General features: G+C 65.2%; 30 protein-coding genes. 15 read left to right on the top strand and 15 right to left on the bottom strand.

Annotated elements, in window-relative coordinates:
• The 9 genes from L288_RS31990 to L288_RS31950 all read right to left on the bottom strand — a co-directional run.
• Window positions 1-950: DEAD/DEAH box helicase (locus tag L288_RS31990; RefSeq protein ID WP_021238302.1), on the bottom strand; the 950-nt coding region annotated here is incomplete at its 3' end.
• A gap of 122 nt (window positions 951-1,072) precedes the next feature.
• Window positions 1,073-2,347, bottom strand: coding sequence for an MFS transporter (locus L288_RS31985; RefSeq protein ID WP_041208189.1), 1,275 nt, complete (start codon window positions 2,345-2,347; stop codon window positions 1,073-1,075).
• Between the two features lie 133 nt (window positions 2,348-2,480).
• Window positions 2,481-3,281 (bottom strand): TrmH family RNA methyltransferase, encoded by an 801-nt coding sequence (locus tag L288_RS31980; protein ID WP_021238300.1) that lies wholly within the window; start codon window positions 3,279-3,281, stop codon window positions 2,481-2,483.
• A gap of 65 nt (window positions 3,282-3,346) precedes the next feature.
• Window positions 3,347-3,619: an HPr family phosphocarrier protein gene (locus L288_RS31975; protein WP_021238299.1), complete on the bottom strand. Its 273-nt coding sequence runs from the start codon at window positions 3,617-3,619 to the stop codon at window positions 3,347-3,349.
• Window positions 3,616-4,020: a PTS sugar transporter subunit IIA gene (locus tag L288_RS31970; RefSeq protein ID WP_021238298.1), complete on the bottom strand. Its 405-nt coding sequence runs from the start codon at window positions 4,018-4,020 to the stop codon at window positions 3,616-3,618. Before L288_RS31970 ends, L288_RS31975 begins: the two co-directional genes overlap by 4 nt.
• A gap of 22 nt (window positions 4,021-4,042) precedes the next feature.
• The gene (rapZ, locus tag L288_RS31965; protein ID WP_021238297.1) at window positions 4,043-4,981 is read right to left on the bottom strand and encodes an RNase adapter RapZ; all 939 of its coding nucleotides are present in this window, start codon (window positions 4,979-4,981) and stop codon (window positions 4,043-4,045) included.
• Window positions 4,978-5,412 (bottom strand): HPr kinase/phosphorylase, encoded by a 435-nt coding sequence (locus L288_RS31960; protein ID WP_021238296.1) that lies wholly within the window; start codon window positions 5,410-5,412, stop codon window positions 4,978-4,980. The genes rapZ and L288_RS31960 overlap by 4 nt, the downstream gene beginning before the upstream one ends.
• A gap of 70 nt (window positions 5,413-5,482) precedes the next feature.
• Window positions 5,483-7,081, bottom strand: coding sequence for a sensor histidine kinase (locus L288_RS31955; RefSeq protein ID WP_031304380.1), 1,599 nt, complete (start codon window positions 7,079-7,081; stop codon window positions 5,483-5,485).
• A complete protein-coding gene (locus tag L288_RS31950) occupies window positions 7,050-7,754 on the bottom strand; it encodes a response regulator transcription factor (RefSeq protein ID WP_021238294.1) in 705 nt (234 codons plus the stop codon). The genes L288_RS31955 and L288_RS31950 overlap by 32 nt, the downstream gene beginning before the upstream one ends.
• 300 nt (window positions 7,755-8,054) lie before the next feature.
• Here L288_RS31950 and L288_RS31945 point away from each other — a divergent pair, with 300 nt between their 5' ends.
• From L288_RS31945 to L288_RS31930, 4 genes are all read left to right on the top strand, one after another.
• Window positions 8,055-9,650, top strand: coding sequence for a phosphoenolpyruvate carboxykinase (locus L288_RS31945; RefSeq protein ID WP_021238293.1), 1,596 nt, complete (start codon window positions 8,055-8,057; stop codon window positions 9,648-9,650).
• Between the two features lie 114 nt (window positions 9,651-9,764).
• Window positions 9,765-10,082: a hypothetical protein gene (locus L288_RS31940; protein ID WP_021238292.1), complete on the top strand. Its 318-nt coding sequence runs from the start codon at window positions 9,765-9,767 to the stop codon at window positions 10,080-10,082.
• 132 nt (window positions 10,083-10,214) lie between these two features.
• Window positions 10,215-10,409, top strand: coding sequence for a hypothetical protein (locus tag L288_RS31935; protein ID WP_037482546.1), 195 nt, complete (start codon window positions 10,215-10,217; stop codon window positions 10,407-10,409).
• A gap of 169 nt (window positions 10,410-10,578) precedes the next feature.
• Window positions 10,579-11,394 carry a ferredoxin--NADP reductase gene (locus L288_RS31930; protein WP_021238290.1) on the top strand — a complete coding sequence of 272 codons (816 nt, stop codon included), beginning with the start codon at window positions 10,579-10,581 and terminating at the stop codon, window positions 11,392-11,394.
• 130 nt (window positions 11,395-11,524) lie between these two features.
• Here the strand turns inward: L288_RS31930 and L288_RS31925 are convergent, their stop codons facing one another.
• Together L288_RS31925 and L288_RS31920 are read right to left on the bottom strand one after the other, a co-directional pair.
• Window positions 11,525-11,968 (bottom strand): NfeD family protein, encoded by a 444-nt coding sequence (locus L288_RS31925; RefSeq protein WP_021238289.1) that lies wholly within the window; start codon window positions 11,966-11,968, stop codon window positions 11,525-11,527.
• Complete coding sequence (locus tag L288_RS31920) at window positions 11,968-12,939, bottom strand: SPFH domain-containing protein (protein ID WP_031304378.1); 972 nt, start codon at window positions 12,937-12,939, stop codon at window positions 11,968-11,970. Before L288_RS31920 ends, L288_RS31925 begins: the two co-directional genes overlap by 1 nt.
• Before the next feature lie 97 nt (window positions 12,940-13,036).
• On the opposite strand from L288_RS31920, the gene L288_RS31915 reads away from it, so the two are divergent.
• Window positions 13,037-13,852 (top strand): HpcH/HpaI aldolase/citrate lyase family protein, encoded by an 816-nt coding sequence (locus L288_RS31915; protein WP_021238287.1) that lies wholly within the window; start codon window positions 13,037-13,039, stop codon window positions 13,850-13,852.
• 32 nt (window positions 13,853-13,884) lie between these two features.
• On the opposite strand, the gene ubiG is transcribed toward L288_RS31915, so the two are convergent.
• Entirely contained in the window at window positions 13,885-14,613 is a 729-nt protein-coding gene (gene ubiG / locus L288_RS31910; protein WP_021238286.1) for a bifunctional 2-polyprenyl-6-hydroxyphenol methylase/3-demethylubiquinol 3-O-methyltransferase UbiG, read from the bottom strand.
• Between the two features lie 48 nt (window positions 14,614-14,661).
• On the bottom strand, window positions 14,662-14,865 hold the full coding sequence (locus L288_RS0121580; protein WP_021238285.1) for a hypothetical protein: 204 nt from the start codon (window positions 14,863-14,865) through the stop codon (window positions 14,662-14,664).
• 164 nt (window positions 14,866-15,029) lie between these two features.
• Between L288_RS0121580 and L288_RS31905 the strand changes: the two genes are divergently transcribed.
• The 3 genes from L288_RS31905 to L288_RS31895 all read left to right on the top strand — a co-directional run bounded on the left by L288_RS31905 (window position 15,030) and on the right by L288_RS31895 (window position 18,518).
• On the top strand, window positions 15,030-16,295 hold the full coding sequence (locus L288_RS31905) for an aspartate kinase (protein WP_021238284.1): 1,266 nt from the start codon (window positions 15,030-15,032) through the stop codon (window positions 16,293-16,295).
• A 230-nt stretch (window positions 16,296-16,525) separates the two neighbouring features.
• On the top strand, window positions 16,526-17,539 hold the full coding sequence (locus L288_RS31900; RefSeq protein WP_030539624.1) for an NAD(P)H-dependent flavin oxidoreductase: 1,014 nt from the start codon (window positions 16,526-16,528) through the stop codon (window positions 17,537-17,539).
• Window positions 17,540-17,669: 130 nt separating this feature from the next.
• Window positions 17,670-18,518 (top strand): hypothetical protein, encoded by an 849-nt coding sequence (locus L288_RS31895; RefSeq protein WP_021238282.1) that lies wholly within the window; start codon window positions 17,670-17,672, stop codon window positions 18,516-18,518.
• Between the two features lie 43 nt (window positions 18,519-18,561).
• On the opposite strand, the gene L288_RS31890 is transcribed toward L288_RS31895, so the two are convergent.
• The gene (locus tag L288_RS31890) at window positions 18,562-19,236 is read right to left on the bottom strand and encodes a winged helix-turn-helix transcriptional regulator (protein WP_021238281.1); all 675 of its coding nucleotides are present in this window, start codon (window positions 19,234-19,236) and stop codon (window positions 18,562-18,564) included.
• 136 nt (window positions 19,237-19,372) lie between these two features.
• Between L288_RS31890 and L288_RS31885 the strand changes: the two genes are divergently transcribed.
• The 5 genes from L288_RS31885 to L288_RS31865 are packed head-to-tail and all read left to right on the top strand — an operon-like array spanning window position 19,373 to window position 21,992.
• The gene (locus tag L288_RS31885) at window positions 19,373-19,810 is read left to right on the top strand and encodes a VOC family protein (RefSeq protein ID WP_021238280.1); all 438 of its coding nucleotides are present in this window, start codon (window positions 19,373-19,375) and stop codon (window positions 19,808-19,810) included.
• A gap of 37 nt (window positions 19,811-19,847) precedes the next feature.
• Window positions 19,848-20,210, top strand: a complete 363-nt coding sequence (locus L288_RS31880; RefSeq protein WP_021238279.1) for a DUF1428 domain-containing protein — start codon at window positions 19,848-19,850, stop codon at window positions 20,208-20,210.
• Window positions 20,211-20,224: 14 nt separating this feature from the next.
• Window positions 20,225-21,028 (top strand): VOC family protein, encoded by an 804-nt coding sequence (locus L288_RS31875; protein WP_021238278.1) that lies wholly within the window; start codon window positions 20,225-20,227, stop codon window positions 21,026-21,028.
• Window positions 21,029-21,039: 11 nt separating this feature from the next.
• A complete protein-coding gene (locus tag L288_RS31870; protein ID WP_021238277.1) occupies window positions 21,040-21,528 on the top strand; it encodes a VOC family protein in 489 nt (162 codons plus the stop codon).
• On the top strand, window positions 21,525-21,992 hold the full coding sequence (locus L288_RS31865) for an SRPBCC family protein (RefSeq protein ID WP_021238276.1): 468 nt from the start codon (window positions 21,525-21,527) through the stop codon (window positions 21,990-21,992). The genes L288_RS31870 and L288_RS31865 overlap by 4 nt, the downstream gene beginning before the upstream one ends.
• 148 nt (window positions 21,993-22,140) lie before the next feature.
• On the opposite strand, the gene L288_RS31860 is transcribed toward L288_RS31865, so the two are convergent.
• Window positions 22,141-23,307 (bottom strand): pyridoxal phosphate-dependent aminotransferase, encoded by a 1,167-nt coding sequence (locus tag L288_RS31860; protein WP_021238275.1) that lies wholly within the window; start codon window positions 23,305-23,307, stop codon window positions 22,141-22,143.
• A gap of 173 nt (window positions 23,308-23,480) precedes the next feature.
• Between L288_RS31860 and ptsP the strand changes: the two genes are divergently transcribed.
• Together ptsP and L288_RS31850 are read left to right on the top strand one after the other, a co-directional pair.
• On the top strand, window positions 23,481-25,757 hold the full coding sequence (ptsP, locus tag L288_RS31855; protein WP_030539619.1) for a phosphoenolpyruvate--protein phosphotransferase: 2,277 nt from the start codon (window positions 23,481-23,483) through the stop codon (window positions 25,755-25,757).
• A gap of 90 nt (window positions 25,758-25,847) precedes the next feature.
• Window positions 25,848-26,628 (top strand): helix-turn-helix domain-containing protein (locus L288_RS31850; protein WP_021238272.1); only part of this gene is annotated, 781 nt, incomplete at its 3' end.

Here is a 26,628-nt window from a genome sequence, read left to right as displayed (position 1 = left end):
TGCGTCGCCGCCGCCTGGCTAGCCCGTTCGGTCAGCAGCCGGGTGACGCCCGCCGCCCGGTCATAGCGCGGCCGCCGCGCCAGCCCCGAATCGATGACGATCCGCACCCCGTCGATGGTCAGGCTGGTTTCCGCGATGGAGGTCGCCAGTATCAGCTTGCGCCGTCCCTCCCGCGAGGGACGGATGGCGGCGCGCTGGGCGGCGGGGTCCAGACTGCCGTGCAGCTTGTGGATTTCAATGTCCTCGCCCTCGACCCGATCGGCCGTGCGCTCGATCTCCGCCACGCCGGGCAGGAAGGCGAGGATGTCGCCCTCCGCTTCCTCCCTGAGCGCACGGCGGATCGTGGCGGCCATGTCATCCTCGATCCGCTTTTCCGCCGAACGCCCGGCATGGCGCAGTTCGAGCGGCTGGATGCGGCCCTCGCTTTCGATCACCGGCGCACCGTCCAGCAATTGGGCGAAGCGCGCGCCGTCCAGCGTCGCCGACATCGGCACGATGCGCAGGTCCGGCCGCAATGCCGCCTGCGCATCCAGAGCGAGCGCCAGCCCGAAATCGCTGTCCAGGCTGCGCTCATGCACTTCGTCGAACAGCACGGCCGATATGCCGGACAGTTCCGGGTCATCCTGAATCCGCCGCACGAAGATGCCTTCGGTCAGCACCAATAAGCGGGTGCGGGCCGAAACTTTGGAATCCATCCGCGTGGCGTATCCCACGGTCCCGCCCGGCTGCTCGCCCATCAGTTCGGCGATGCGTTCGGCGGCAGCGCGCGCCGCCAGCCTGCGCGGGGACAGCAGCAGCACCTGACCCGTGCACCATGGCTGGTCGAGCAGGGCGGGCGCGACCGCCGTCGTCTTGCCCGCGCCGGGCGGCGCGACCAGCACGGCATTGCTGCCCAGGCGCAAGCTGGCGAGCAGATCGGGCAGCACGGCATGGATGGGCAGGGTGGTCATCGCTGTGCGTGTCGCGCTATTTGGCGCAGGCTGCAAGGGTGGAGGAGATATGGCGAGGCTGTAGATTTTCACCTCCACCATGTTTTGCATGGTCCCCCTCCCCATCAAAAATGGGGAGGATTTCAGGTGGGGTTGCGGCTTGTGAACCAGAGGCCTGCGAGGCTGATCGCCGCCGCCGCCGACATATAGAGGCCGACGAGCGCCACGCCCTGCACCTGGATGAGCCAGGTCGCGACGATCGGGGCGAGCGCGCCGCCGATGATGCCGCCGAGGTTGAAGGCGAAGGACGCGCCGGTATAGCGCAACTGGACCGGGAAGAGGTGGGGGAGATAGGCGCCCAGCGGCCCGTAGACGAAGCCCATCAGGAACAGGGCGAGGCTGAGGATCAGGAAGATCGGCAGCAACTGCCCGGTGCCCATGGCGGGACCGAAGATGACGCCCATCAGCACGGTGCCGATGCAGCCCGCCACCAGCACGCGGGTGGGGCTGGTCTTGTCCGACCACCAGCCTGCGATGACGATGCTGATCGCCATGAACAGGATCGCGCCAAGCTGGATCGCGAGGAAGATTTCCCGGTCGATCTTGAGCGTGGTGGTGCCGTAGCCGAGCGCGAAGGCGGTGGCGATATAATAGACGGCGAAACAGGCGACCACGGCGAAGGTGCCCGCGATCGCCGCGCCCAGATGGCTGGAGAGCAATGTGGCGAGCGGCAAGGCGGGTGGGGGCGCTTCGGCCTGGGCGGCGGCGAATTCCGGCGTTTCGGTGAGCTTGAGCCGGACCCAGAGGCCCAGGAAGACCAGCACCGCGCTGCCAAGGAAGGGCAGGCGCCAGCCCCAGGCGAAGAAATCCTCGTCCGTCAGGAACATGCCGAGAATCAGGAACAGTCCATTAGCGGCCAGGAAGCCGACGGGCGCGCCAAGCTGCGGGAACATGCCGAAGCGCGCGCGCCAGCCGGGCGGGGCGTTTTCCACCGCCAGCAGCGCCGCGCCGCCCCATTCGCCGCCAAGGCCGAAGCCCTGGCCAAAGCGCAGGATGCACAGGATCAGCGGCGCCCACCAGCCGATCATCTGATAGGTCGGCAGGAATCCGATGGCGAGCGTCGACCCGCCCATCAGCATGAGCGAGGTGACCAGCGTCGCCTTGCGTCCGATGCGGTCGCCATAATGGCCGAACACCGCCGCGCCCAACGGCCGCGCGAAGAAAGCGAGGGCAAGGGAGCCATAGGCCGCCAGCAACTGGGCCGAGGGGGATGAGGCCGGGAAGAAGAGGGGGCCGAACACCAGGCTGGCGGCGGTCGCATAGATGTAGAAATCGTAGAATTCGACCGCCGTGCCGATCAGGCTGGCCGCCAGCACCCGCTTGTGGCGCAGCATCGCTCCGATACCTTCGTTAGCCATCGTCCTCTTCTTCCCCCCTGAAAATCCGTCAGGCCGCCTTATCCGCCGCTCGCCGCAAGGGCCGTCCTTTTCAAGGAAAAGAGAGGGGCTTCGACAGGATCAGCCCGAACGGATGAGGATGACCGGCCTTGCTCTATCGCTTCGCTCGCTTCTGGTTCAGCAGTTCATAGGCCATCACCGCGCAGGCGACGGCGGCGTTGAGGCTGTCGGCCTTGCCCAGCATCGGCATCTTCACAAGCTGGTCGCATTCCGCCTCATAGGCTTCCGGCAGTCCTTGCGCCTCGTTCCCGACCAGCAGGAAGGAGGGGCTGGCATAGCGCGGCTCCTGATAATCCTGAGTCGCCTTGAGGCTGGTGCCGATCAGTTCGCCCGGCCCCTGCCGCAGCCAGTGCATGAATTCGCCCCAGCGGGCCTGGGTGATGGACTGGGTGAAGAGCGCGCCCATGGATGCGCGCACGGACTCGACGGAAAAGGGATCGACGCAATCGTCGATCAGGATGAGGCCGCCCGCGCCCACGGCATCGCCCGTGCGCAGGATGGTGCCGAGATTTCCGGGGTCGCGCAGCGATTGGGCGACGATCCATATGCCGGCTTTGGTCCGGTCCAGCTTATCAAGGGGGGTCAGCCGGTCGCGATAGACGCCCACGACCGCCTGGGGATTATCCTTGCCCGATATTTTCGACAGAATGTCCGGCGTGGTTTCGATGACGTCGCCGCCCGCCGCCTCCATCGCGGCGATCAGATCGGCGGCGAGGGGATGGCTGGACCCTGCGTGGAACAGCATTTCGGGCAGCACGCCTTCTTCCCGCGCTTCGGTGAGAATGCGCAGCCCTTCCGCCAGGAACAGCCCTTCGGCCTTGCGGAATTTCTTTTCGCGCAGGGATCGGACACGCTTCACCAGCGGGTTGGAAAATCCGGTGATCTCGCGTGCCACTGCGCCTGCTTTCCTCCTTGGGACGAGGCGGCCTCTCTATCGGGCCGGGGCGGCGCGAGAAAGAGCTATTCTTCGCCGAACTTGTCTTCGACCAGCATGACCAGCTTGCCCAGCGATTCCGCCGCTTCGGGACCAGTGGCGCTGATGGTGATGGAATCCCCCAGCGCCGCGCCCAGCATCATCAGGCCCATGATGGACGTGCCCGTCACCTCGCTGCCGTCCTTGCGCACGGTGATCTGCGCGGGAAGGCCGCTGGCGAGCGTCACGAACTTGGCGCTTGCCCGCGCGTGCAGACCGCGCTTGTTGCTGATCAGGACTTCCCGGCTGATTTCGCTCATGTGGTGCTGCCCAACAATTCCGATGCGACGCTGATATATTTCTGCCCGGCTTCGCGGGCGGCGGCGACTGCCTGGCGCACGTCCATGACCTTGCGCGCGCTTTCCAGGCGGATGAGCATGGGCAGGTTGATGCCCGCGATCACTTCGATCTCGCCCGCCTTGAGCAGCGATATGGCGAGGTTGGAGGGCGTGCCGCCGAACAGGTCAGTCAGCAGGATGACGCCCGATCCGTCATTCACCCGCTCCACCGCCGAGGCAATGTCGGCGCGGCGCACCTCCATATCATCTTCCGGGCCGATGCAGATGGTTTCGATCTGCTGCTGCGGGCCGACCACATGCTCCATGGCCACGACAAATTCGGTCGCCAGCGATCCATGAGTGACGAGTACGAGTCCGATCATTGAGTTACGAGGCCCACTTTTTTCATGATTGAGCTTTCGGGCCTCCCGGTCTGCGCTTCTCCAGGGCGTCCTGGGGCGCTGATTCCATATTGCGGTGCGAGATCGTGGGCGAAAAGCCCGCATGTTGCAAGTATTTGGCGACACGGTCGGCAACATGCACCGAACGATGCCGTCCGCCGGTGCAGCCGAACGCGACGGTGACATAGCTTTTGCCGCTGTCCGCATAGCGCGGCAGGAGCATCGCCAGAAGCTCCTCTATCCGGCGGACGGAGTCCTCATAAGCCGGATCTTCGGCGATATAGGCGGCGACTGCGGGGTCGAGCCCGGTCCTGGGCCGCAGCTCATCGTCCCAATGCGGATTGCGCAGGAAGCGCATGTCGAACATCAGATCAGCGTTCAGGGGCACGCCGCGCGAAAAGCCGAAGGACATGATCGTCAGCACCGGCGCGGACAGGCCGTCGCGGGAAAAGCGGTTGCGGATTTCCTGTTGCAGCCCGTTGCTGGTGAGGCTGGTGGTGTCGATCACATGGGTCGCCCAGCGGCGCATCGGCTCCGTCAGTTCACGCTCGCGCGCGAGGCCGTGGGCGGCGGGCCGGTCGGACGCCAGCGGGTGGCGGCGGCGCGTTTCGGCGAAGCGCCGCTCCAGTTCCATGTCGGAACAGTCGAGAAACAGCGTTTCGATGTCATGGCCGTGACGGGAGCGCAGCGCCTTGATCCGCTGGACGATGGCGTTGGCGTTGAAGCCGCGGGTGCGCGCGTCGATGCCGATCGCCAGCGGCCGGTCGTCAAGCTCCCCATGGCCAGCGGGCACGGGCGTGTCGAGCAGCCGTTCCAGCAGCAGCAGGGGAAGATTGTCCACCACTTCCCACCCCATATCCTCCAGCGTCTTGAGCGCGGTCGTCTTGCCCGCGCCCGAAAGGCCCGACACGAGAAGGATTGTCTTGGGGGGCGGAGCGTTCATGCCAGCCCCGCCATCCTGAGCGCGAGTTCGACCTTCACCGGCGCGGATGGCTCCAGCCCCGCGAGCCTGATCACCGGCACCTGCGCGCCCGCGACGGACCGCATTTCAGGATCGGCGGGCATGCGCTCCACATGCTGGCCAAGGTCGATGATCAGGGCGACGCGCGCGGATTTGACGCATGGCATGTCGACAAGGCCGATGCCGCGCACCTCCATCCTGCCCGCGATGGTGGCGGGGGCGCTGGCCTCCAGCCGCCCGTCCGCCCATGTGACCACCGTATAATCGTCGCTGATCAGCGTGGCGCCCCTGTCGATCAGGCGCAGCGCAAGGTCGGACTTGCCCGCGCCGCTGGGGCCGGACAGCAGCACCGCGCGTCCGCCGATGGAGACGCTGCTTGCGTGCAGGGTTTCGGATGATTGTTGCCGCGTCATATCGCTCCACCCCTTCATAGACCCAGTTCAGGGCGGTGGGAATCGATTTGATGGGAAAGCCGGGTCTGTCCTATTCCGACACAATGCCGGGGTCGCGTTCCACGGCCATGGGCAGGCGGAGCATGAAGCAGGCGCCGCTCTGATTATCCTCGCGGTCGGCGATGCTGATCTTGCCCTGATGCCCCTCCACGATGGAACGGGCGATGGCGAGGCCCAGCCCCGAATGCTTGCCGAACGCCTCATTTTCCGGGCGGACGCTGTGGAAGCGGCGGAAGACATGCTCGCGCTGCGACTCCGGCACGCCGGGGCCTTCATCCTCGACGCTCACCAGCACTTCATTGTCGGCGACGGTCGCGACGATCTGCACCAGCCCGCCGTCGGGGGAGAAGGAGATGGCGTTGTCGATCAGATTGTCGAGCACGCGCATCAGCCGCTGTTCCTCGCCCAGGACCACGGCGACATCCTTGCGCGGGCGGGCGAAGGCCAGGCGCACGCCGCGCGGGACGCCCCGGGCCTCGCGCGCGACGACCATGCGTTCGATCAGCAGGCCAAGGTCGATCGGTTCGAAGCGGGTGCGGGAGAGCTGGGCATCGATCCGCGAGGCTTCGGCAATGTCGGTCACCAGCCGGTCGAGGCGGCGCACATCGTCTTGCGCGATCGCCATCAACTGAGCGCGCAGGTCCGGCCGGTCGACCCGGTCCAGCGCATCGAGGGCAGACCGCAGCGAGGCGATGGGATTCTTGAGTTCATGGCTGACATCGGCGGCGAAGGCGTCGGTGGCGTCGATGCGCTGCCGCAGGGCGTGGCTCATGTCCGACAGGGCGCGGGCGAGCATGCCGATTTCGTCCCGGCGGTCGGGCAGGCGCGGAACGGTGACTTCGCGCGCGCGCCCCAGCCGGACGCGCACGGCGGCGCGGGCGAGGCGCTGGAGCGGCTGGACGATGGTGCGGGCGAGGAACAGCGAGAGCAGCACGGACGCCAGCACGGCGGCGGCGATGACGATGCCCAGCCGCAGCCGCTCCGCCCGCACGGTGCGGGTGATGTCGCGCGCATTTTCGGTGGCGAGCAGGCTGGTCCCGTCCTTCACGCTTGCCGCCGCCGATATCATGAAAGTGCGGTCGGGCGCATAGCGGTTCATCGCCTGGGGCTTGCCCGTCTTGCGCGCCAGCATCAGTTCGGGCCAGGCTTCGGCCCGGTCCACCGCCGGTTCCTCGAAGCTGGGCGGGCTGTCGGCGGATACGACGCGGTCCACGACCCGGTCGAGGAAGCGGGCGACATGGCGCTTCCATTCCTCTTCGTCGGGCGTGCGCAGGCGGTAGCGCGGGGCGTCCATGGTGAAGCTGTCGGCGATCACCCTGCCGTCCGGGGCATAGCGGCGGACGCGGTCCCTGGTCTGCCGCGCATAGGCGGCGATCAGCGCGTCATGGCGGTCGGCGGGCGCATTTTCCAGGCCCAGTGCGAGCAGCTTGAGTTCGCGCGCCGATTGCTGGAGCCGCGCATCGACGATCCGTGTGCGATAGCTGTCCAGATAGAAGAAGCCGCCCGCCAGCAGCGCGAGGGCGAAGACGTTGACCGCCAGGATGCGCGGGGTCAGGCTGATCCGCCCGGACCAGCGCAACCCTCCGCCCCCCCGGAGATCATTCTTCAGAGAAACGGTATCCGGCGCCATAGAGGGTGTCGATTGCGTTGAATTCGGGGTCGACCTCGCGGAATTTGCGGCGGAGGCGCTTGATGTGGCTGTCGATGGTGCGGTCGTCGACATAAACGTCATCCTGATAGGCGGCATCCATCAACTGGTTGCGGTTCTTGACCACGCCGGGGCGCGTCGCCAGCGTTTCGAGTATGAGGAATTCGGTGACGGTCAGCGTGACGTCGCGGCCGAGCCACTTCACGCGATGCCGGGCCGGGTCCATTTCCAGCCGCCCGCGCACGATCGGTTCGGATACCGGCTCGCCGGGCGTTTCGACCGCCCGGCTGACTTCGGCCCGGCGCAATATGGCGCGGATGCGCGCGATCAGCAGCCGCTGCGAAAAGGGCTTGGAGATATAGTCGTCCGCGCCCATCGCCAGCCCCAGCGCCTCGTCCAGCTCATCGGCCTTCGACGTCAGGAAGATGACGGGCATCTGGCTCTTTTCCCGCAGGCGGCGGAGCAGTTCCAGCCCGTCCATGCCCGGCATCTTGATGTCGAACACGGCAAGGTCGGCCGGATTGTCCACCAGCGCCTTGAGCGCCGCGTCCGGGTCGGAATAAAGGCGCGTCATGAAGCCTTCGCTCTGCAAGGCGATGGACACGGATGTCAGGATATTCTTGTCATCATCCACAAGGGCGATGGTTGCGCTCATGCTTCGTCCCGTCGATCGTCCGCTAATCCCTGGCAGGCCTGGCAGGCCCGCAATGCTGCGTTAGACCATGGCCGCTCCCCCCGCAAGAAAGGGGTAGGCGCTTGCCCCCGCGCGACGAGCAGAGAAAATCGCCGCAAAGCAAGGCCGCCGGGGGTTTGACGCTGGGCCCTCAAAAAGGCTATGCCGCCAACCGTCTGCAATAAATGACGCCGCACGTTCAAGGATGTGGCGCTGAGGGGCGGATCGGTCGCAAGCGGTCGTTGTTCGCGATCTGAGAGTTTTGACATCAGGAGTTAAGGCGTGCAGGCCAAATCCTCTACTACCCTGGATCATCAGGGCATTACCACCAATGCTGTGCAGTTCTGGAATTTGGGCACCGCGCCGCTGGTCGAAGCCGCGATCGTCAATGGCGAAGGCGTGCTGGCGAAGGACGGCCCGCTGGTCGTCAAGACGGGCAAGCATACGGGCCGTTCGGCCAATGACAAGTTCATCGTCAGGGATGCGGAAACCGAATCCACCATCTGGTGGGGCAAAACCAATGTGCCGATGACGCCGGAACATTTCGCCGCGCTGAAGGCCGACTTCTTCAAGGCGCTGGGCGAAAAGGACAAGCTGTATGTCGCCGACCTGTTCGGCGGATCGCAGCCCGAATATCGCGTCAATGTGCGCGTCATCAACGAACTGGCCTGGCACAACCTGTTCATCCGCACGCTGCTGGTGCGGCCGGGCGCTGAGGAACTGACGGGCTTCACGCCTGAATATACGATCATCGACCTGCCGACATTCCAGGCGGACCCTGCGCGCCACGGCACCCGCAGCGAAACGGTGATCGCGGTCAATTTCACCGAGAAGCTGATCCTGATCGGCGGCACGCGCTATGCGGGCGAGATGAAGAAGTCGGTGTTCGGCATCCTCAACTATCTGCTGCCCACCAAGGGCGTGATGCCGATGCACTGTTCGGCCAATATCGGCGCGAACGGCGACACGGCGGTCTTCTTCGGCCTGTCGGGCACGGGCAAGACGACCCTGTCGGCCGATGCCAGCCGCACCCTGATCGGCGACGACGAGCATGGCTGGTCGGACACGGCGGTCTTCAACTTCGAAGGCGGCTGCTATGCCAAGATGATCAACCTGTCGGCCGAGGCCGAGCCGGAGATCTTCGCCACCACCAAGCGGTTCGGCACGGTGCTGGAAAATGTCGTCATCGACGAGGATACGCGCGAGATCGACCTGGACGACAACAGCCTGGCGGAAAACAGCCGTGGCTCCTACCCGATCGACTTCATTCCCAATGCGTCGGAAAAGAATCTGGGTCCGGTGCCCAAGAACATCATCTTCCTGACCGCCGACGCCTATGGCGTGCTGCCGCCGATCGCGCGGCTGACGCCGGATCAGGCCATGTACCATTTCCTGTCGGGCTACACCGCGCGCGTGGCGGGCACCGAGATCGGCGTCACGGAGCCATCGGCGACCTTCTCCACCTGCTTCGGCGCGCCCTTCATGCCGCGTCACCCTTCGGTCTACGGCAATCTGCTCAAGGACCGGATCAACAAGGGCGTCGTCACCTGCTGGCTGGTGAACACCGGCTGGACGGGCGGTAAATATGGCGTCGGCAAGCGCATGCCGATCAAGGTCACGCGCGCGCTGCTCAATGCGGCGCTGGACGGCAGCCTGAACGATGCCGAATTCCGCACCGATCCCAATTTCGGGTTCCAGGTGCCGGTGGCGGTGCCGGGCGTGGATTCGACCATCCTCGATCCGCGCGCGACCTGGGCCGACCAGGCCGCCTATGACGAAACCGCGACCAAGCTGGTGAAGCAGTTCGTGGACAATTTCGCCCAGTTCGAAAGCCATGTGGACGCTTCGGTGCGCGAGGCGGCGCTGACCGCCGCCTGAGGAGTCCGTCAAGAGACAAGGCAGGGAGCCGGTGGGGAAGGACCCCATCGGCTCTTTTCCTTTTGGTCTGCCTGCGGCGGTGCTATGTTGCGGCGAATTGAGCAGCATTTGGGGATGGCGATGTTTAACGATCTTCTGCACAGCGTTGGCGGCCTGGAAGCGGTGGCCGGACAGTTGGGCGTTACCCCGGAGCAGATGCAGGCATTGATGACGGAGATTGGCGGCAGGATCGCGGCAGGCGAGACGGACGTCACCGCTCTTGCCGCAACGGCGGCGGAGCATGGCGTGTCGGCTGACGGCCTCCAGACGCTGCTCGCCAAATTTGGCGGGCCGGAAGCGATCATGGGCGCGATCGGCGGCTTGTTCGACCGTGACGGCGACGGCAACCCGATCAACGAGCTCAGCCGTTTGGCCAAGGGCCTGTTCGGCTGACGCTACGGCGAGGCGGGTTTCTTTGCTCGCCTAGATGCGAAAGATTCGCATCGGGGGCTGCATCATCCCTGAAAAGCGGCTATGGTCCGCGCCGCCATACAATTGTACGGCGCTAAGCGGGGGATTGTGACCATGGCTTTTACGCTGCGCGCGGGCGCGGCCCTTGCGGCTGTGATCCTGTTGAACATCTATGCCGGGGGAGCGGGCAATTCACGAAGCCCGGCAGGGGAGCGGCTGGCGAAGGGACGCGGCGATCCGGTGAAAGTCAGTTTCGCCTGCGGCATGGCGGAGCGCCGCTCCACTCTCTATATCTGCCCCATGGCCTGAGCCATTTGGCGGCGTTGAAGATCATCAGCTATCGGGCGCGAAAGTTTTTTCACCTTGCCTTCGCGGTGCCGGAAAGGCATTCGCCCGCCAACATTTATTGCGAAAGCCACGCAACTAGCGCTTGCTGACCGGGGACGCTGGCGGATTGGATTTGGCAGGAGAAAAGGTTTTGAGCGACGTGACGATCGAAAAGCCGGTGCTGGAGCCGACTGGCGCCCTGACAGTTGAAACCGTGCTGTCCGTGCGGCACTGGAACGAGCATCTGTTCAGCTTCCGCATCAGCCGTCCGGCGAGCTTCCGCTTCCGGTCGGGCGAGTTCGTGATGATCGGACTCCAGGGCGACAATGGCAAACCGCTGCTGCGCGCCTATTCCGTCGCCAGCCCCGCCTGGGACGAGGAACTGGAATTCCTGTCGATCAAGGTGCAGGACGGCCCGCTGACGTCCAAGCTGCAACTGATCCAGCCGGGCGACCAGATCTATCTTGGCCGCAAGCCCACCGGCACGCTGGTGACCGACGCGTTGCTGCCGGGCAAGCGGCTGTTCATGCTGTCCACCGGGACCGGCCTTGCGCCCTTCCTCAGCCTGGCGCGCGACCCCGACGTCTATGAATTTTACGAGCAGGTCGTGGTCGTCCATTCGGTGCGCCGGGTCAGCGACCTTGCCTTCCATGACGAGCTGACTGGCAAGCTGGCCGAAGACCCGCTGGTGGCGGAACAGGCGGCGGCGCAGTTCCATTATGTGCCCACCGTCACCCGCGAACCGTTCCGCAACAATGTGCGGATCGACAAGCTGGTGGAAAGCGGCGCCCTGTTCGAAGGCATTCCGGGCGAGGCCAGGTTCAACCCGGAAACCGACCGCGTCATGATGTGCGGCAGCATGGAAATGATCAAGCAATTCGGCGCTTATTTCGAGGAGCATGGCTTCGCCGAAGGCTCCAACGCCGCGCCGGGCGCTTATGTGATAGAGCGTGCCTTCGTCGGCTGATTGACGGGAAGCTGGACAGGGGAGGGGCTGGCGCGGTGGCGCTGGTCCCCTTTTTCCGTTGGTGATTGGGGAGCTATCCCAATCCCCCTACGTCTTGCGTAGGGGGATTAGAGGTCGCCAGCCGCTCTCCTCAGGCCAGTTCCACCTGTAGGATTGACGCATCCGCGCCGGTGATCCGCACGCGCGCGCCTGCTGGCGCATCGGGGCCGCGGCAGGACCAGACGCTGTCGCCGACCCGCACGCGGCCGTGGCCGCCTTCGATCGCTTCTACCACGACGACCGTTTCGCCGATCAGGCGGGCGGTGCGGTCATTGAGCAGCGGGTCCTGCGACGCCACGGGATTGGCGGCATACCAGCGCCGCCCGCCCCAGACCGCGACCAGGCAGAGCCCGGCGAAGATCAGGAACTGGACTGGCACGGACAGGGGCAGCGCCAGCGCGATGAGGCCCGTCACCGCCGCCGCCAGCGCGACCCAGATCAGGAAGACGCCCGGCACCACCACTTCGCCGATGCCCAGCAGCGCGGCGAAGACGAGCCACCACCAATGATCCTCCAGCGCGGTCAGCCATTCCATCAGGCCTGGCCCCGGTCGAACGGGCCCCGGCGCGGGGGCGCAGGCGGGGCGGGCGGCGTCGGGCCATCGCCCAGCGCTTCCTTCGCCAGCGCGCCGATGCCGCCCAGCGTGCCGATGAGCTGGGTCGCCTCGACGGGAAAGAGGATGGTCTTGGCGTTGGGCGAGCTGGCGAACTGGCTCACCGCCTCGACATATTTCTGCGCGACGAAATAGTTGATCGCCTGCGCGTTGCCGCTGGCGATCGCTTCGGAGACCATCTGCGTCGCCTTTGCTTCGGCTTCCGCCTCGCGCTCGCGGGCTTCGGCGTCACGGAAGGCGGCTTCGCGCCGGCCTTCGGCTTCCAGTATCTGGCTCTGCTTCTGTCCTTCGGCTTTCAGGATTTCGGAGGCGCGCAAGCCTTCGGATTCGAGGATCAGCGCGCGCTTTTCACGCTCCGCCTTCATCTGGCGGCCCATGGCGTTGACGATGTCGGCGGGCGGGCGGATGTCCTTCAATTCGACGCGGGTGATCTTGATGCCCCAGGCGTTGGTCGCATGATCGACCACTGACAGCAGCCGGGCGTTGATCTCGTCCCGCTTCGACAGGGTTTCGTCCAAGTCCATGGAACCCATCACGGTGCGCAGGTTGGTCGTGGCAAGCTGCATGATGGCGACATAGAGTTCGGACACTTCATAGGCCGCCTTGGCCGCGTCCAGCACCTGGAAGAAGACGACGCCATCGACGGACACCATGGCATTGTCCTTGGTGATGATCTCCTGCCCCGGAATGTCGACAACCTGCTCCATCATGTTGATCTTGCGCCCGACGGAATAGAAGAAGGCGGGGTAGAAATTGAGGCCCGGCCGGGCGACTTCGGTGAAGCGGCCGAAGCGTTCGATGGTATATTGATAGCCCTGCCGCACCACCTTGACGCTCACGGCCAGGTAGAACAGCACCAGCAGAGTCACCGTCAGCGCGAATGTCGTCAGCATCTTTCCATCCCCCCGAAGAAGCGCTTGACTATGACGCGGATTCGCCGAGGGGAAAAGGCCAACATCAAAGATGCCCGGCCGAACCAGGAGATTGACCATGTTGCTGCGCCATGCCCGCTCGCTGCTTTTCCTGCCTGCATCGAACCCGCGCGCCATCGCCAAGGCGCGGACGCTGCCGTGCGACATGGTGATATTGGACCTGGAGGACGCCGTTCCCGATGACCGGAAGGAGGAAGCGCGCGCCAACGCCATCCAGGCCGTGGACGAAGGCTTTGGCCGCCGCCTGTCAGCGATCCGCATCAATATCGAGGGAACATCGTGGCACGGGCCGGAGATGGTCGCGGTCAAGCGGTCGGCGGCGGACTATGTCGTCCTGCCCAAGGTCGAATGCATGCGGCAGGTGAAGGATGTGTTCAGCGTCTGCCAGAAGCCGGTCATCGCCATGATCGAAAGCGCTGTCGGGGTGCTTGCCGCATCCTCCATCGCGTCGGCGGAGGGGACGGCGGGCCTGTTCCTGGGCATCAACGACCTGAGGCAGGATCTTGGCATCCCGCCATCGGCCGGACGGGAAGGGCTGTCCCACGCGATGCAGTCCGTGATCCTGAGCGCGCGCGCCCATCGGGTCGCCGTGTTCGACGGCGTCTTCAACCGGCTGGACGATGAAGCCGGGCTGGAAGCGGAATGCGCGGAGGGCCATGCGCTGGGCTTTGACGGCAAGACGCTGATCCACCCAAGCCAGGTGACGGTCGCCAATCAGGTGTTCGGGCCGGACCCGCAGGCTGTGGCGGACGCGCGCCGCCTGATAGAGGCGGCCACCGGCGGGGCGGAACGCTTCGAAGGGCGGATGATCGAAAGCATGCATGTCGAGGAAGCAAGGGCGCTGATCGCCCGCGCGGAAGCCGCCGGGGTCTAGGCTCCGGCCCCCAGGCTCCGGTCCGCACGCCGTCAGCCCTGCGGATGGCGCGCGGTCAGCAGATAGTTGATCGCCTTGCTGGGCGAAAGGATCAAGCCCTTGCGCGGATCGAAGGAGAGGCCGGTGACGTCCGTGACCTCCAGCCCCGCATCCGTCAGCAGCTTGCCGAGTTCATCGGGCTTCAGGAAGCGATCCCAGTCATGCGTCCCCCTGGGAATGCCGCCCAGGCTTTCGCCGACCGTGATCATCGCCAGGCGGGAAAGCGGGGTGCGGTTGGGCGTGGACATGATGAGCAGCCCGCCGGGCGACAGGCGCCGGGCCAGCGCGGCCACGAAGGCGGCGGGATCGGCGACATGCTCCACCACCTCCATGGAGGTGATGAGGTCGAATTCGCCCGCATCCAGCTGCTCCACTGGCGTCGTCCGATAGTCTATCGTCAGGCCTTGCCCATCAGCATGAAGGCGGGCGACCGCGATATTCTCCTCCGCCGCGTCGAGCGCCGTGACGGCGGCCCCCAGCCGGGCAAGCGGTTCGGCCAGCAGGCCAGCGCCGCAGCCAACATCGAGCGCGCGCTTCCCGGCGAGCGGGCGGAAGCCATGTTCGTCGGTATGCCAGTGCCAGTCGGCCGCTTCACGGATATAGCGCAGCCGCACGGGGTTGAGCTTGTGCAGCATGGCGCTGCTGCCCGTGGGGTCCCACCAGTCAGCCGCCATTGCGCCGAAATGCGCTGCCTCACGGGGATCGATCGTCGCGATAGCCATGGGCCGTAGCTATCAATATCCGCCGCCCCGCGCCATGATATTCGCGCGTCAGGGCCGCACGGGCGGACCTTCGCCGTTCAGCGCCTTGTCCTCCGCATCCAGGCGGCGGTGCAGGTCCCGCGTGGCGGCTTCGGTGCGGGCAAGCTCCTCCCGGCTCCGATGCTTGCGGTTGCTCAAGATGACGAAGATCAGCACCGCGCCCAGCAAGATCGGCCCGCCGATCGTGACGAACGCCCACAGGTTCGCTTCCATCCCATCCTCCATAGCTGTCCCGCAAAGGAATGTGCGGGCGGCATCGGAGTTCCCCGGACCATCGGCTTGCTTGCCATATTCGCCGCTGCTGCTAATAGGAGCGCCGTTTTGCCCATGCGGGCGGCAACATTCTTTCCAGATCAGCAGACAGGTTCGACAGGCAAATGGCGCGCATCGTGATGAAATTCGGCGGCACCTCCATGGCGGGGATGGAGCGAATTCGCAACGTGGCCGCGCGGGTCAAGCATGTCGTGGACCAGGGTCATGAGGTCGCGGTCGTCGTGTCCGCCATGGCGGGCGAGACGGACCGGCTGGTGGGTTTCTGCAAGGAAGCATCGCCGCTCTACGATCCGGCCGAATATGATGTGGTGGTCGCGAGCGGGGAGCAGGTGACGAGCGGCCTTCTCGCCATGACGCTCAAGGCCATGGGCGTGGACGCGCGTAGCTGGCTTGGCTGGCAGCTTCCCATCCGCACCAATGAGGCGCATGCCAAGGCGCGCATAGGCGAGATCGACACGATCGACCTTCTGGCGTCCATGCGCTCGGGCACCGTGGCGGTGATTCCGGGCTTCCAGGGCATGATGGAGGATGGCCGCATCTCCACGCTGGGCCGTGGCGGTTCGGATACTTCGGCGGTTGCGGTGGCTGCGGCGGTGAAGGCGGATCGCTGCGACATCTATACCGATGTGGACGGCGTCTACACGACCGATCCCCGCATCGTGGCGCGTGCGCGCAAGCTCGACCTCGTCACCTATGAGGAGATGCTGGAGCTGGCCTCGGTCGGGGCCAAGGTGCTCCAGACCCGCTCGGTCGGCCTCGCCATGAAGGAAGGCGTGGTCGTGCAGGTGCTTTCCTCCTTCGATGATCCCACCCAGGAAGACCTCCCCGGCACGCTGATCGTCAGCGAAGAGGAACTGGAAGCCAAGCTCAAGGAAGACAAGATGGAACGTCAGCTCATCACCGGCATCGCCCATGACAAGAATGAGGCGAAGATCACCGTTACCCGCGTGCCCGATCGTCCGGGCGCCGTGGCGCACATCTTCGGCCCGCTGGCCGACGCGGCGATCAACGTCGACATGATCATCCAGAATGTCGGCCGCGACAAGGGCGAGACGGACGTGACCTTCACCGTGCCGGGCGCTGACCTGGCGCGGGCGCTGGACGTGCTGGAAAGCCAGAAGGACGTCATCGGCTTCAACCGCGTGATCCCCGATACGAAGGTCGCGAAGATCAGCGTGGTGGGCGTCGGCATGAAAAGTCATGCGGGCGTGGCGTCGACCATGTTCAAGTCGCTGGCCGATCGTGGGATCAACATCCTCGCCATCTCGACCAGCGAGATCAAGGTTTCGGTGCTGATCGACGAGGACGAGACCGAACTGGCGGTGCGCGTGCTGCACACGGCCTATGGGCTGGACGCGCCCGTCGCTTGACAGTTTATCTCCCCTCCCGCAGGCGGGAGGGGGCTGGGGGCGGGTGCGGCCCTGGACCTGATCCGGGGAGCTTCTGCCCTGACCCATAGCTGGACCGGCGCTAAGCGCGCCGACCCACCCCAACCCTGTTTCGGGTGAACGGCGCCCCGCGCTGTTCAGGTCATGCCGGGGGCATGATCGACCCGAAACGCCTGAAAGGGAGGGGCTATTTGATTCTGAAGGTTTGCACGATGACCAACGCCAAATTGACCTCCCTGATGGCTCGCGGCACCGAATTTCTGGGCTGCGACGTGGCGATCATGTGCGGAGCGATGAGCTGGGTTTCGGAGCGGAACCTGGTGGCGGCGATTTCCAACGCCGGGGGCTTTGGCGTGATCGCCTGCGGGGCGATGACGCCCGACCTGCTCGACAAGGAAATTGCGGGGACGAAGGCGCTGACGTCCAGGCCATTTGGCGTGAACCTGATCACCATGCACCCGCAGTTGTTCGAATTGATCGATGTCTGCGCCAGGCATGAGGTTGGCCATGTCGTGCTGGCGGGCGGCCTGCCGCCCAAGGGCAGCATCGAGGCGATCAAGCAAAAGGGCGCGAAGCTGATCTGCTTTGCCCCGGCGCTGAGCCTGGCGAAGAAGCTGGCGCGGTCGGGCGTGGATGCGCTGGTGATCGAGGGGATGGAGGCGGGCGGCCATATTGGTCCGGTGTCGACCAGCGTCCTGGCGCAGGAAATCCTGCCCGAAATGGCGTCGCAACTGCCGGTGTTCGTGGCTGGCGGGATCGGGCGCGGTGAATTGATCGCGGGTTATCTGGAGATGGGCGCGGCGGGCGTGCAACTGGGCACGCGTTTCGCCTGCGCCACCGAGAGCATCGCGCACCCCAACTTCAAGAAGGCGTTCTTCCGCGCATCCGCCCGCGACGCGATCGCCAGCGTGCAGATCGATCCGCGCCTGCCGGTCATCCCGGTGCGCGCGCTTAAAAATGCCGGGACGGAAGCCTTCACCGCCAAGCAGCGGGAGGTCGCGAACCTGCTCGACAGCGGCTCTGTCGACATGGCCGAGGCGCAGTTGCAGATCGAACATTATTGGGCAGGGGCGTTGCGCCGTGCCGTGATCGACGGCGATGTCGAGGGCGGGTCGCTGATGGCGGGGCAGTCGGTCGGCATGGTGACGAAGGAGGAGCCGGTGGCCGGCATCATCGCCCAGTTGATGGACGAAGCCGCGATTGCGCTGGAGCGGCGGAGCGCCTGAAAAGCCTCCCGATCCGATTATCGGGACGAACCGAATCGGTTGAGGGATGAACCGATCCGGGCAGACATCGCCAGGAACGCCAGGCTTTGCCATGAGTTTTCCGCGAGCAACTTAGCATAAGGGAATTCGGGTGCCGCTGCGTGCCGTTTCTTGCCGTGTCTGGACAATCCTGTCCGTGGCCGCCCTGGCGCTGGTCGCGGGCTGCTCGACCCCGAAGAAGGCGCCGCCCACGCCGCCGCCTCCGGTCGTGCCGACGGTGAAGCCGCTGCCGCCCATGGGCGCAGTGGAGGATATGAGCATCCCCGAAGTGGGTGACGACGGCAAATATCTGACGCCCAATCGCGGGGTGACGGCCAATACCGCGCTGTGGCATGTGCGCATGGCGCTGAACGTCGCCGCCCTGTCCTGCCATGGCGTGAACGAGCCCGCCCGCATCCAGTATAACCGGATATTGCATGTCCATGAGGGCATACTTCGGGAAGCCAATGCCGCGGTCGACCGCAACTATACCGCCGCCTATGGCAGCGGCGGGCTCCAGGCGCGCGAGCTGCTGAACACGGTCGTCTATAATTTCTTCGCGCTGCCGCCGGTGACGAAGAGTTTCTGCCCCGTCGCGATCGAGGTGGGCGCAAAGATCCTTGCAATGCCTTCCAGCCAGTTGCTGGACTATGCGCCCGAAGCGCTGACCCAGCTGGAAAAGCCCTTTCAGGATTTCTACGAAGCCTATGCCGATTATCTGCGGCGGCTGGCCGAATGGCAGTCCCGCTTTGGCGGAACGGTGACGGTGGTCGTGTCGCCGACGCCGTTGCCCCCGCCGCCCAAGCCGCCTGCGGAAACGGGGGCAGGCTTCGCTTTGCCCCCGGCGATGCCCAGCAGCGTGCCGGTTCCACGGCCGCAGGAAGGCAGCGGCCAGCCGCTGGTGCCGCCGGTCACGCAGGTGATCGTGCCCACATTCCCGGTGACGAAGCCGGTGAAATAAGCCAGTCCCTCGCCTGACACGCCGCCATCCGCGCGGGATTATGTCAGGTTGCGGGCACGGATGCGGTCGCTGGCGCCTTGGGTGGCAGCGGGAACATCCGGGCAAAGCGCCGGGCAAGGCCGGAATCGCCTGTCACCTCAAGCGCGTTCTTCACATCATCGAAGCTGGCTCCGCCATAGAGCACCGCTGCCAGTGCATTCTGGTCGCCGCTGATGATGGCATCCGCACCTTCGACCGAGCCCCGGTCGATGTGCAGGTCGCCCTGACGCAGCACCGCGCGAAATTCCTCCTCGCCGAAGCGGAGGCCGATCACCGCGTCCATATCGCCGATCCGGCTGCGATCGATCATGGTGCGCATCGACAGGATCACCGACACGTTGCTCATCGGCATGCCCGGCTGCATCGTGGGGGATCGGCAGGCCCAGCGGCCCAGCACCTGGAACAGGATTTCCGATTCGCGGCCCCATTCGGTGAGTTCATAAATCTGGCTGGCGGCAGGCGGGGGCAGGCGGCGGCGGATGAGGACGCTGGCGGCCTCCAGCTCCTCCAGCCGCTGGGTCAGCACATTGGCGCTGATTCCGGGCAGGCTGGCGCGCAGATCGGTGAAGCGCTTGGGTCCCAGCATCAATTCCCGCATGATCGGCATGGCCCAGCGATCACCAATCAAGTCCAGCGCATGGGCGACGGCGCAGCCGTCCTGATATGCCCGTTTTTTCACGTCCCGATACCCTTAGTTATCTTTTCTAACTTTGATGTTGCATAAGATAATTATGAGGTGCAGAAAGATCAAGCCGGTGAGTCGATCCTTCCCCTGACGGAGGCGCCGCCGATGCAGCATCCAGAGGAGAGAAAAGATGCCGCAAACTGCTCCCAAGATGATTTTCGTGAATTTGCCGGTGAAGGATTTGCCCGCCTCGATCGCCTTTTATGAGGCGGCGGGTGCTGTGCGGAATAATGACTTTGCCGATGACAGCGCGCAGATGGTCAGCTTTTCCGAAACGATCCATGTCATGCTGCTGACGCATGAGCGGTTCAGCAGCTTTACGCCGCGCAAGATTCCCAACGCGCATGAGACGGCGCAGGTGCTGCTGGCGCTGAGCGAGGCCAGCCGGGCGGAGGTCGACGCGACGACGGAAAAGGCGCTGGCAGCAGGCGGGGCGGAGCCGAACCCAAGCCAGGATCATGGCTTCATGTATGGCCGCAGCTTTGCCGATCTGGACGGCCATATCTGGGAAGTCACCTGGATGGACATGGAAGCGGCCATGGCGGCCAACGAGGAGGCCGCCGCCTGATCCCTGACCGGCCTGCCGCAACCAAAGGAGAGAGACGATGAGCTATATGGACGGTTTCGTGGTTCCCGTGCCCAAGGGGAACAAGCAGGCGTATAAGGATGCGGCGGCCTATGCCGCGCCGATCTTCATCGAACATGGCGCGACCCGTGTGGTCGAATGCTGGGGCGACGATATCCAGCAGGGGAAGGTCAACGACTTCCGCACCAGCGTGATCGCCGAGGATGAGGAGGAGGTCGTCTTTTCCTGGATCGAATGGCCATCGAAGGACGTGCGCGACGCTGGCATGGCCAAGGTGATGGCGGACGAGCGGATGAAGCCGAAGGAAGGCCAGCCCATGCCGTTCAACGGCCAGCGCATGATCTATGGCGGCTTTTCCGTGCTGCTCGACGAGCGTGCCTGACAAGGAGGCGGACGATGAGCGACCTGACCGGAAAATTCTTCTGGTATGAGCTGATGACCAGCGACCCGGAAGCGGCGATCCGCTTCTATGGCGATGTGGCCGGCTGGACCGCGCAGCCTTTCGGCGGCGAGCGGACGGACGATCCCTATCATGTCGTGTCGGGCAGCGCGGGCCCGCTGGGCGGGATCATGCGCATTCCTGCCGAGGCAAGGGATTGCGGCATGACTCCCTGGTGGGGCGGCTATATCGGGTCGGCCGATGTGGATGCCGATGCAAGGCGTCTGGCCGAGGCTGGCGGCAGCGTGAAGCGCGCGCCGGAGGATATTCCGGGCGTCGGGCGCTTCGCGGTGATGGGCGATCCGGGTGGCGCGGTCTTCATGCTGCTCAAGGGGTCCAGCCCCGATGGGATGGACGCCGCGCCGCCCATGGCGAACGGTCATGTCGGCTGGCATGAATTGTATAGCGGCGATTTCGACAAGGACCTGGCCTTCTACACGTCCCAGTTCGGATGGGGACGGGGGCAGGCGATGGATATGGGCGAGATGGGCAGTTACCAGCTTTTCTCCATGTCCGGCGCGACCGGGTTCGACGAGATGTCCGGCGGCATGATGCCGCGCCCGAAGGAAATGCCGGAGCCGGCGTGGCTGTTCTACTTCGCCGTGCCGGACATCGACGCGGCGCTGGAAAAGGTGAAGGCGGGCGGCGGCACGGTGCTGAACGGCCCCGTGGAGGTGCCGGGCGGCGCGTGGATCATCCAGGCGACGGACCCGCAGGGCGCGATGTTCGCGCTGGTCGGCATGCGGCCAGCCGCAGCATAAGGAGAGGAACGATGTCGAAGATTTCACCCTGCCTGTGGTTCAACGGGCAGGCCGAGGAAGCTGCGCGCTTCTATATCTCGGTCTTTGGCGGGTCGGTGGATTCGATCAGCCGCTTTCCCGAAGGTCAGCCGACGCCCGCGCCCTTCAAGGGCGGCGATGTGCTGATGGTTGAATTCACCCTGTTCGGGCAAAGCTATCAGGGACTGAACGGCGGCCCGGAATTCGGTTTTACCGAGGCGGTGTCGCTGTCCGTGTCGTGCAAGGATCAGGCGGAACTGGATCGCTATCATGATGCGCTGACGGCGAATGGCGGTTCGCCCGGCCCCTGCGGCTGGTTGAAGGACAGATATGGCCTGTCCTGGCAGCTCGTGCCCGAAGAGGTGATGGAGATGCACAGGAAAGGCGGCCCCGGCATCCAGCCGATGATGGACGTGATGATGACCATGCAGAAGCTGGACCTTGCCCGGATGAAAGCAGCCTATGAGGGAGAGACAGCATGAGCGGAGCACCGTTCGAACTGTCCGTCACCTGCCATATCGCCGCCCCGCGCGAGATCGTATGGAAGGTGTGGACCGACCTGAAGGACCAATGGTTCTGTCCCAAGCCTTGGCGGGCCGAGGTGATCGAGGAAGATCTGCGCCCCGGCGGCCGCAGCGCGGTGCGCATGTTCGGCCCGGATGGCGAGGATAGCGGCCCGATGGAAGGCGTCTTCCTGGATGTCGTGCCGGGAGAGCGGGTGGTTTCGACCGATGCCTATGCCTCCGGCTGGGTGCCGCAGGAGCCGTTCCTTACCTCTATCTGGAGCTTTGCCGGGGAAGGGGAGGGGACGCGCTTCACCGCCACGGCGCGCCATTGGAGCGAGGAAGCGCTCAAGCGGCATGAGGAGATGGGATTCCATCCGGGATGGGACGAGATGGCCGCGCAGTTCAAGGAGTTGTGCGAGACATCGGCAGCGACGGCTTGAGCTTTTGCAATCCCCCGCCGTGCCGAGCATGGTGAGGTCGCAGCGTGTAGCTTGGACGGAGGGGAGATGCGAAAAAATCGTGCATTTCCCCTCCACCAGCCTTTGGCTGGTCCCCCCTCCCCATCTTTGATGGGGAGGATTAGGGGCATCAGGCCTTGGTTACCTTTTCAACGGCGGAGCGGAACTTCGCCATGTCGTCCGCCGATCCCACGGTGACGCGGGAGACGGTGGGCCAGATGGGCCAGTTGCGGCCGATCTGCACCTTTTCCGGCGTGGCGAGCAGGGCGGCCTGCATGTCCTTGGCGGGCTTCTTCCAGTCCATCATGAACATATTCGCCTCGCTGCCGGGCTGAACCTTTATGCCCTTCTTCGTGAGCCAGGCGATGGTCTCGTCGCGATTGGCGATCATTTCCTCCCGCCGCGCCTTGATGAGGCCGCTTTCGGTATAGACCGCATTGCCGCACGCCATGGCGGTGATCGACAGGCCGCCAGCGCTGGGTCCGAACAGCATGATGCGCTTCTGCACCTCAGGATCGGCGAAGGTGAGACCAAGGCGGACGCCCGCCATGCCGAACAGCTTCGAGAAGGTCCGCATGACGATGATGTCCTTGCGGCCGTTGATCAGGCTGACGGCGCTGGGCGCTTCGGAAAAGTGGATATAGGCTTCGTCCACCAGCAGCATCGCGTCGGCGGGCTTGTTGTCCAGCAGCCATTTGATGTCGGCGAGCGGCGTGATCGTGCCCGTGGGATTGTTGGGCGTGCAGATATAATAGAGGCCCGCATTGGGATTGGCGGCCAGCATCGCCTTGACGTCATGGCCCTTGCCGATGGCCTGGGGAACCTTGGCGATGGGCGCCTTCATATAGTCGGCGGTGCGCCATGCGGATTCGAAGGTCGGATCGGCGCTGACCAGCCCCTTGGCCGGCGAGCAATAGGCAGCGACGACGCTGACCAGCGGGCCGCCCGACCCCGGCCAGAGCATCACCTGCGAGTCCGAAATGCCTTCCACCTTGGCGATGGTGGAGATCAGGTCGCCCCGGTAATTGTCGGGATCATACCAGTTGCCGAAGGATGCGGCCCTGGCGGCGGCCTCCACGCCGGAGGGGAAAGGCCCGGCCCAGCATTCGTTCGATCCGATGCGCACCGCGCCCTTGATGCCGCGCGCGGCCTGCTGCTGCGCGAGGGCGGGCTGCATCAACAGGGAATTGGCGGCGGCGCCCGCTGCCATCAGCGCCGACAGCTTGCCGATCGTGCGGCGCGAATAGCCGCGATCGAGCAGGTCTTCGCGGGCGTCCTTTTCCAACATCATGGTCATGTCGTCTGTCCCCTTGTTCACCAATCGCATGTATTTTCCAAAGGGGGAGACGAAGGGACGGCCTGTTTCCACACCATGTCCGCATCAAAATTTTTGCGATTTATTGCGCGAGCCGCCGGATCGGTTCCGACTTCCCCTTGGAAAGCAGGCCCGCGATCTGATAGCGCTTGTTCATGCCAAGCACGCCCGCCGCCGCCGCCCGCCAGATACTGGTCCACCTGCAAGAGGTCATGGCCGCGCGCAACAGCGCCCAGGCGAAGCTGAACAAGGTGGTCGACATCATCGGCCAGGCGCTGTCCAGCGAGGTCTGCTCCATCTATCTGGTGCGCGAGGGCCTGCTGGAACTGTTCGCGACGCGCGGCCTGAAGCAGGAAGCCGTCCACGTCACCCGCATGGCGATGGGCGAGGGGCTGGTCGGCCTGATCGCGACCAATGTCGAGACGCTGAACCTGGACGAGGCGGCGTCGCATCCCGACTACAGCTATCGCCCGGAAACGGGGGAGGAGCTGTTCCACAGCTTTGCAGGCGTGCCGATCGTGCGGCGGGAGCGGGCGATCGGGGTGTTGTGCGTCCAGCATGTCGAACCGCGCCGCTATGAAGAAGTGGAGATCGAGGCGCTTCAGACGGTGGCGATGGTGCTGTCCGAACTGATCGCCAACGCCGAGCTGGCGGATGACGGCCCTGCGGATTCGCGGGTGCAGGATACCGGCACCATCATGTTGCAGGGATTGCAGCTGGTGATGGGCATGGCGCGCGGTCATGCCGTGTTCCACCAGCCGCGCGTCCATGTCGAACATACCGTCGCGGAAGATACGGAGGCGGAGCGCCAGCGCGTCATTTCCGCCTTCGCCAAGATGCGCGAACAGATCGACCGGATGACCGGAACGGCCGAGTTCGGCACCGAGGGCGAGCATCAGGAGGTGCTCGAAACATACAAGATGTTCGCCTATGACGAAGGCTGGATCAGGCGCATCAACGAGGCGATCGACAGCGGCCTGACCGCCGAGGCCGCGATCGAGCGTGTGCAGCAGCGCACCCGGATGCGCATGCGGCAGATCGACGATCCGCTGTTGCAGGACCGGATGCACGATCTGGAGGATCTGGCCAACCGCCTGCTGCGCATCGTGTCGGGCCAGCTTGGCACGGCGGCGCAGCTTGGCTTGCGGCAGGACGCCATATTGATCGCGCGCAACCTGGGTCCTGCGGAACTGCTGGAATATGATCGCAGGCGCTTGAAGGGCGTGATCCTGGAGGAAGGATCGCTGACGGCGCATGTGACCATCGTCGCGCGCGCGATGGGCGTGCCGGTGCTGGGGCGCGTGCGCGAGATACGGCACAAGGTGAATGAAGGCGACCTCATCCTGATGGATGTCGGGTCGAACAGCCTGCTGATCCGGCCCACCGCCGACATGGACGAGGCGTTCGAGAACAAGCTGCACGTGACGCAGAAGCGCCGGGCGGAATTCGCCGCCATGCGCGACCTGCCGTCCGTGACCACGGACGGGCAGCGGATCGAGCTGATGGTCAATGCGGGCCTGCGGGAGGATGCGCAGGCGCTCGACCTGGTGGGCGCTGACGGCATCGGCCTGTTCCGCACGGAATTCCAGTTCCTGGTGTCGGCGACCCTGCCGCAGCGGGAAAAGCAGCAGCGGCTCTACAAGGATGTGCTGGACGCGGCCGGGGACAGGCCGGTCATCTTCCGCACCGTCGACATCGGCGGCGACAAGGCGCTGCCCTATATGACGCGCGACGGGGATGACGAGCTGGAGGACAATCCGGCGATGGGCTGGCGCGCGCTGCGGCTGGCGCTCGACCGGGACGGCCTGATGAAGGCGCAGGCGCGCGCCCTGCTGGAAGCGGCGGCGGGCAAGGTGTTGAACATCATGTTCCCGATGGTGTCGGAACCCTGGGAATATGAGCAGGCGCGCGCCCTGGTCGAGCATCAGCGCGCATGGCTGCTGTCCCAGCGCAAGAAGGTGCCCGTGGCGGTGCGCTATGGCGCGATGCTGGAAGTGCCTGCGCTGGCGGAGGTGCTGGATTTGCTGCTGCCCAAGCTCGACTTCCTGTCGATCGGCACCAATGACCTGACCCAGTTCCTCTTCGCCGCGGACCGCGCGCATCCCAAGCTGGCCGAGCGCTATGACTGGCTGAGCATCGCCATATTGCGCTTCCTTGACCGGGTGGTGCGGACCTGCGCGGCCTATGAATGCCCCGTTGGCGTATGCGGCGAGATGGGCGGGCGCACGCTGGAGGCGATGGCGCTGATTGGCCTGGGCGTGCGGCGGCTGTCGATCACGCCCGCGTCGGTCGGGCCGGTCAAGGCGATGATCCGCGCCATCGACGCCGCCGAGTTGCAGGCTCTGATGCGATCCCTGCTGGACGAGGGCGCGGTGGACCTGCGCGCCCGGCTGGCTGGTTGGGCGTCGGAGCGGGGAATCGAACTGAATTGAACTGATTAGCAGGGTACGGGCCGCCAGCGCGGCGTTGACAATCCCCGTCCCGCAATGAGACAAGACTGCCTTAAAGGGTCGCGGAGCAGCATGGCAGAACAACCGGAAATGGAAACGGATCTGGCGGGGACGGAAACGCAGCCGGACACCGCTGGCGCGAAGCTGCGCGCCGCGCGCGAGGCGCAGGGCCTGTCGGTGCAGGATGTCGCCACGCGCACGCGGATCGCGCAGCGCCAGTTGGAAGCGATCGAGCGGGATGATTATTCGGCGCTCCCCGGCATTCCCTATGCCGTGGGTTTCGCCCGCGCCTATGCGCGCGCCGTGGGACTGGACGAGGTGGCGATCGCGGCCGATGTGCGCAACGCCGTCCATAATTCGGAACTGGGCAGCAATCGCTACGAGACGTTCGAACCGGCCGATCCGGCGCGGGTGCCTTCGCGCGCGCTGGCCTGGACCGCCGCGGCGATCGTCATCATCCTTGTGGCGGGCTTCACCATCTGGCGCACGCAGTTGCTGACGCCGCCCACGGAGCAGGAGATGGCAGCGCAGCAGGCCGCGCCCGCCGCAGCCCCCAGGCCCGCCGCCAGCGCGCGTCCCGCCGCTCCAGTGGTGCAGACGGTGGTCTTCACCGCCAATGACGATGTGTGGCTGCGCATCTATGACGAAACGGGCGAGCGGTTGAAGGACGGGCTGATGAAGAAGGGGGAAAGCTTCACCCTGCCCGCCAATGCGCGCAACCCGATGATCCTGACCGGCAGGCCGCAGGCGCTGGCGGTGACGGTCGGTGGCAAGCCAGTCGCGCCGCTGGGGTCGCCCGACCGCACCATATCCGACGTGCCGGTTTCCGCCGAAGCCTTGCTGGCGAGGGCCG

The sequence above is a fragment of the Sphingobium quisquiliarum P25 genome, from assembly GCF_000445065.1.
Classification (GTDB): Bacteria; Pseudomonadota; Alphaproteobacteria; order Sphingomonadales; family Sphingomonadaceae; genus Sphingobium; species Sphingobium quisquiliarum.
This window is presented reverse-complemented; position numbering and strand designations above follow the sequence as displayed.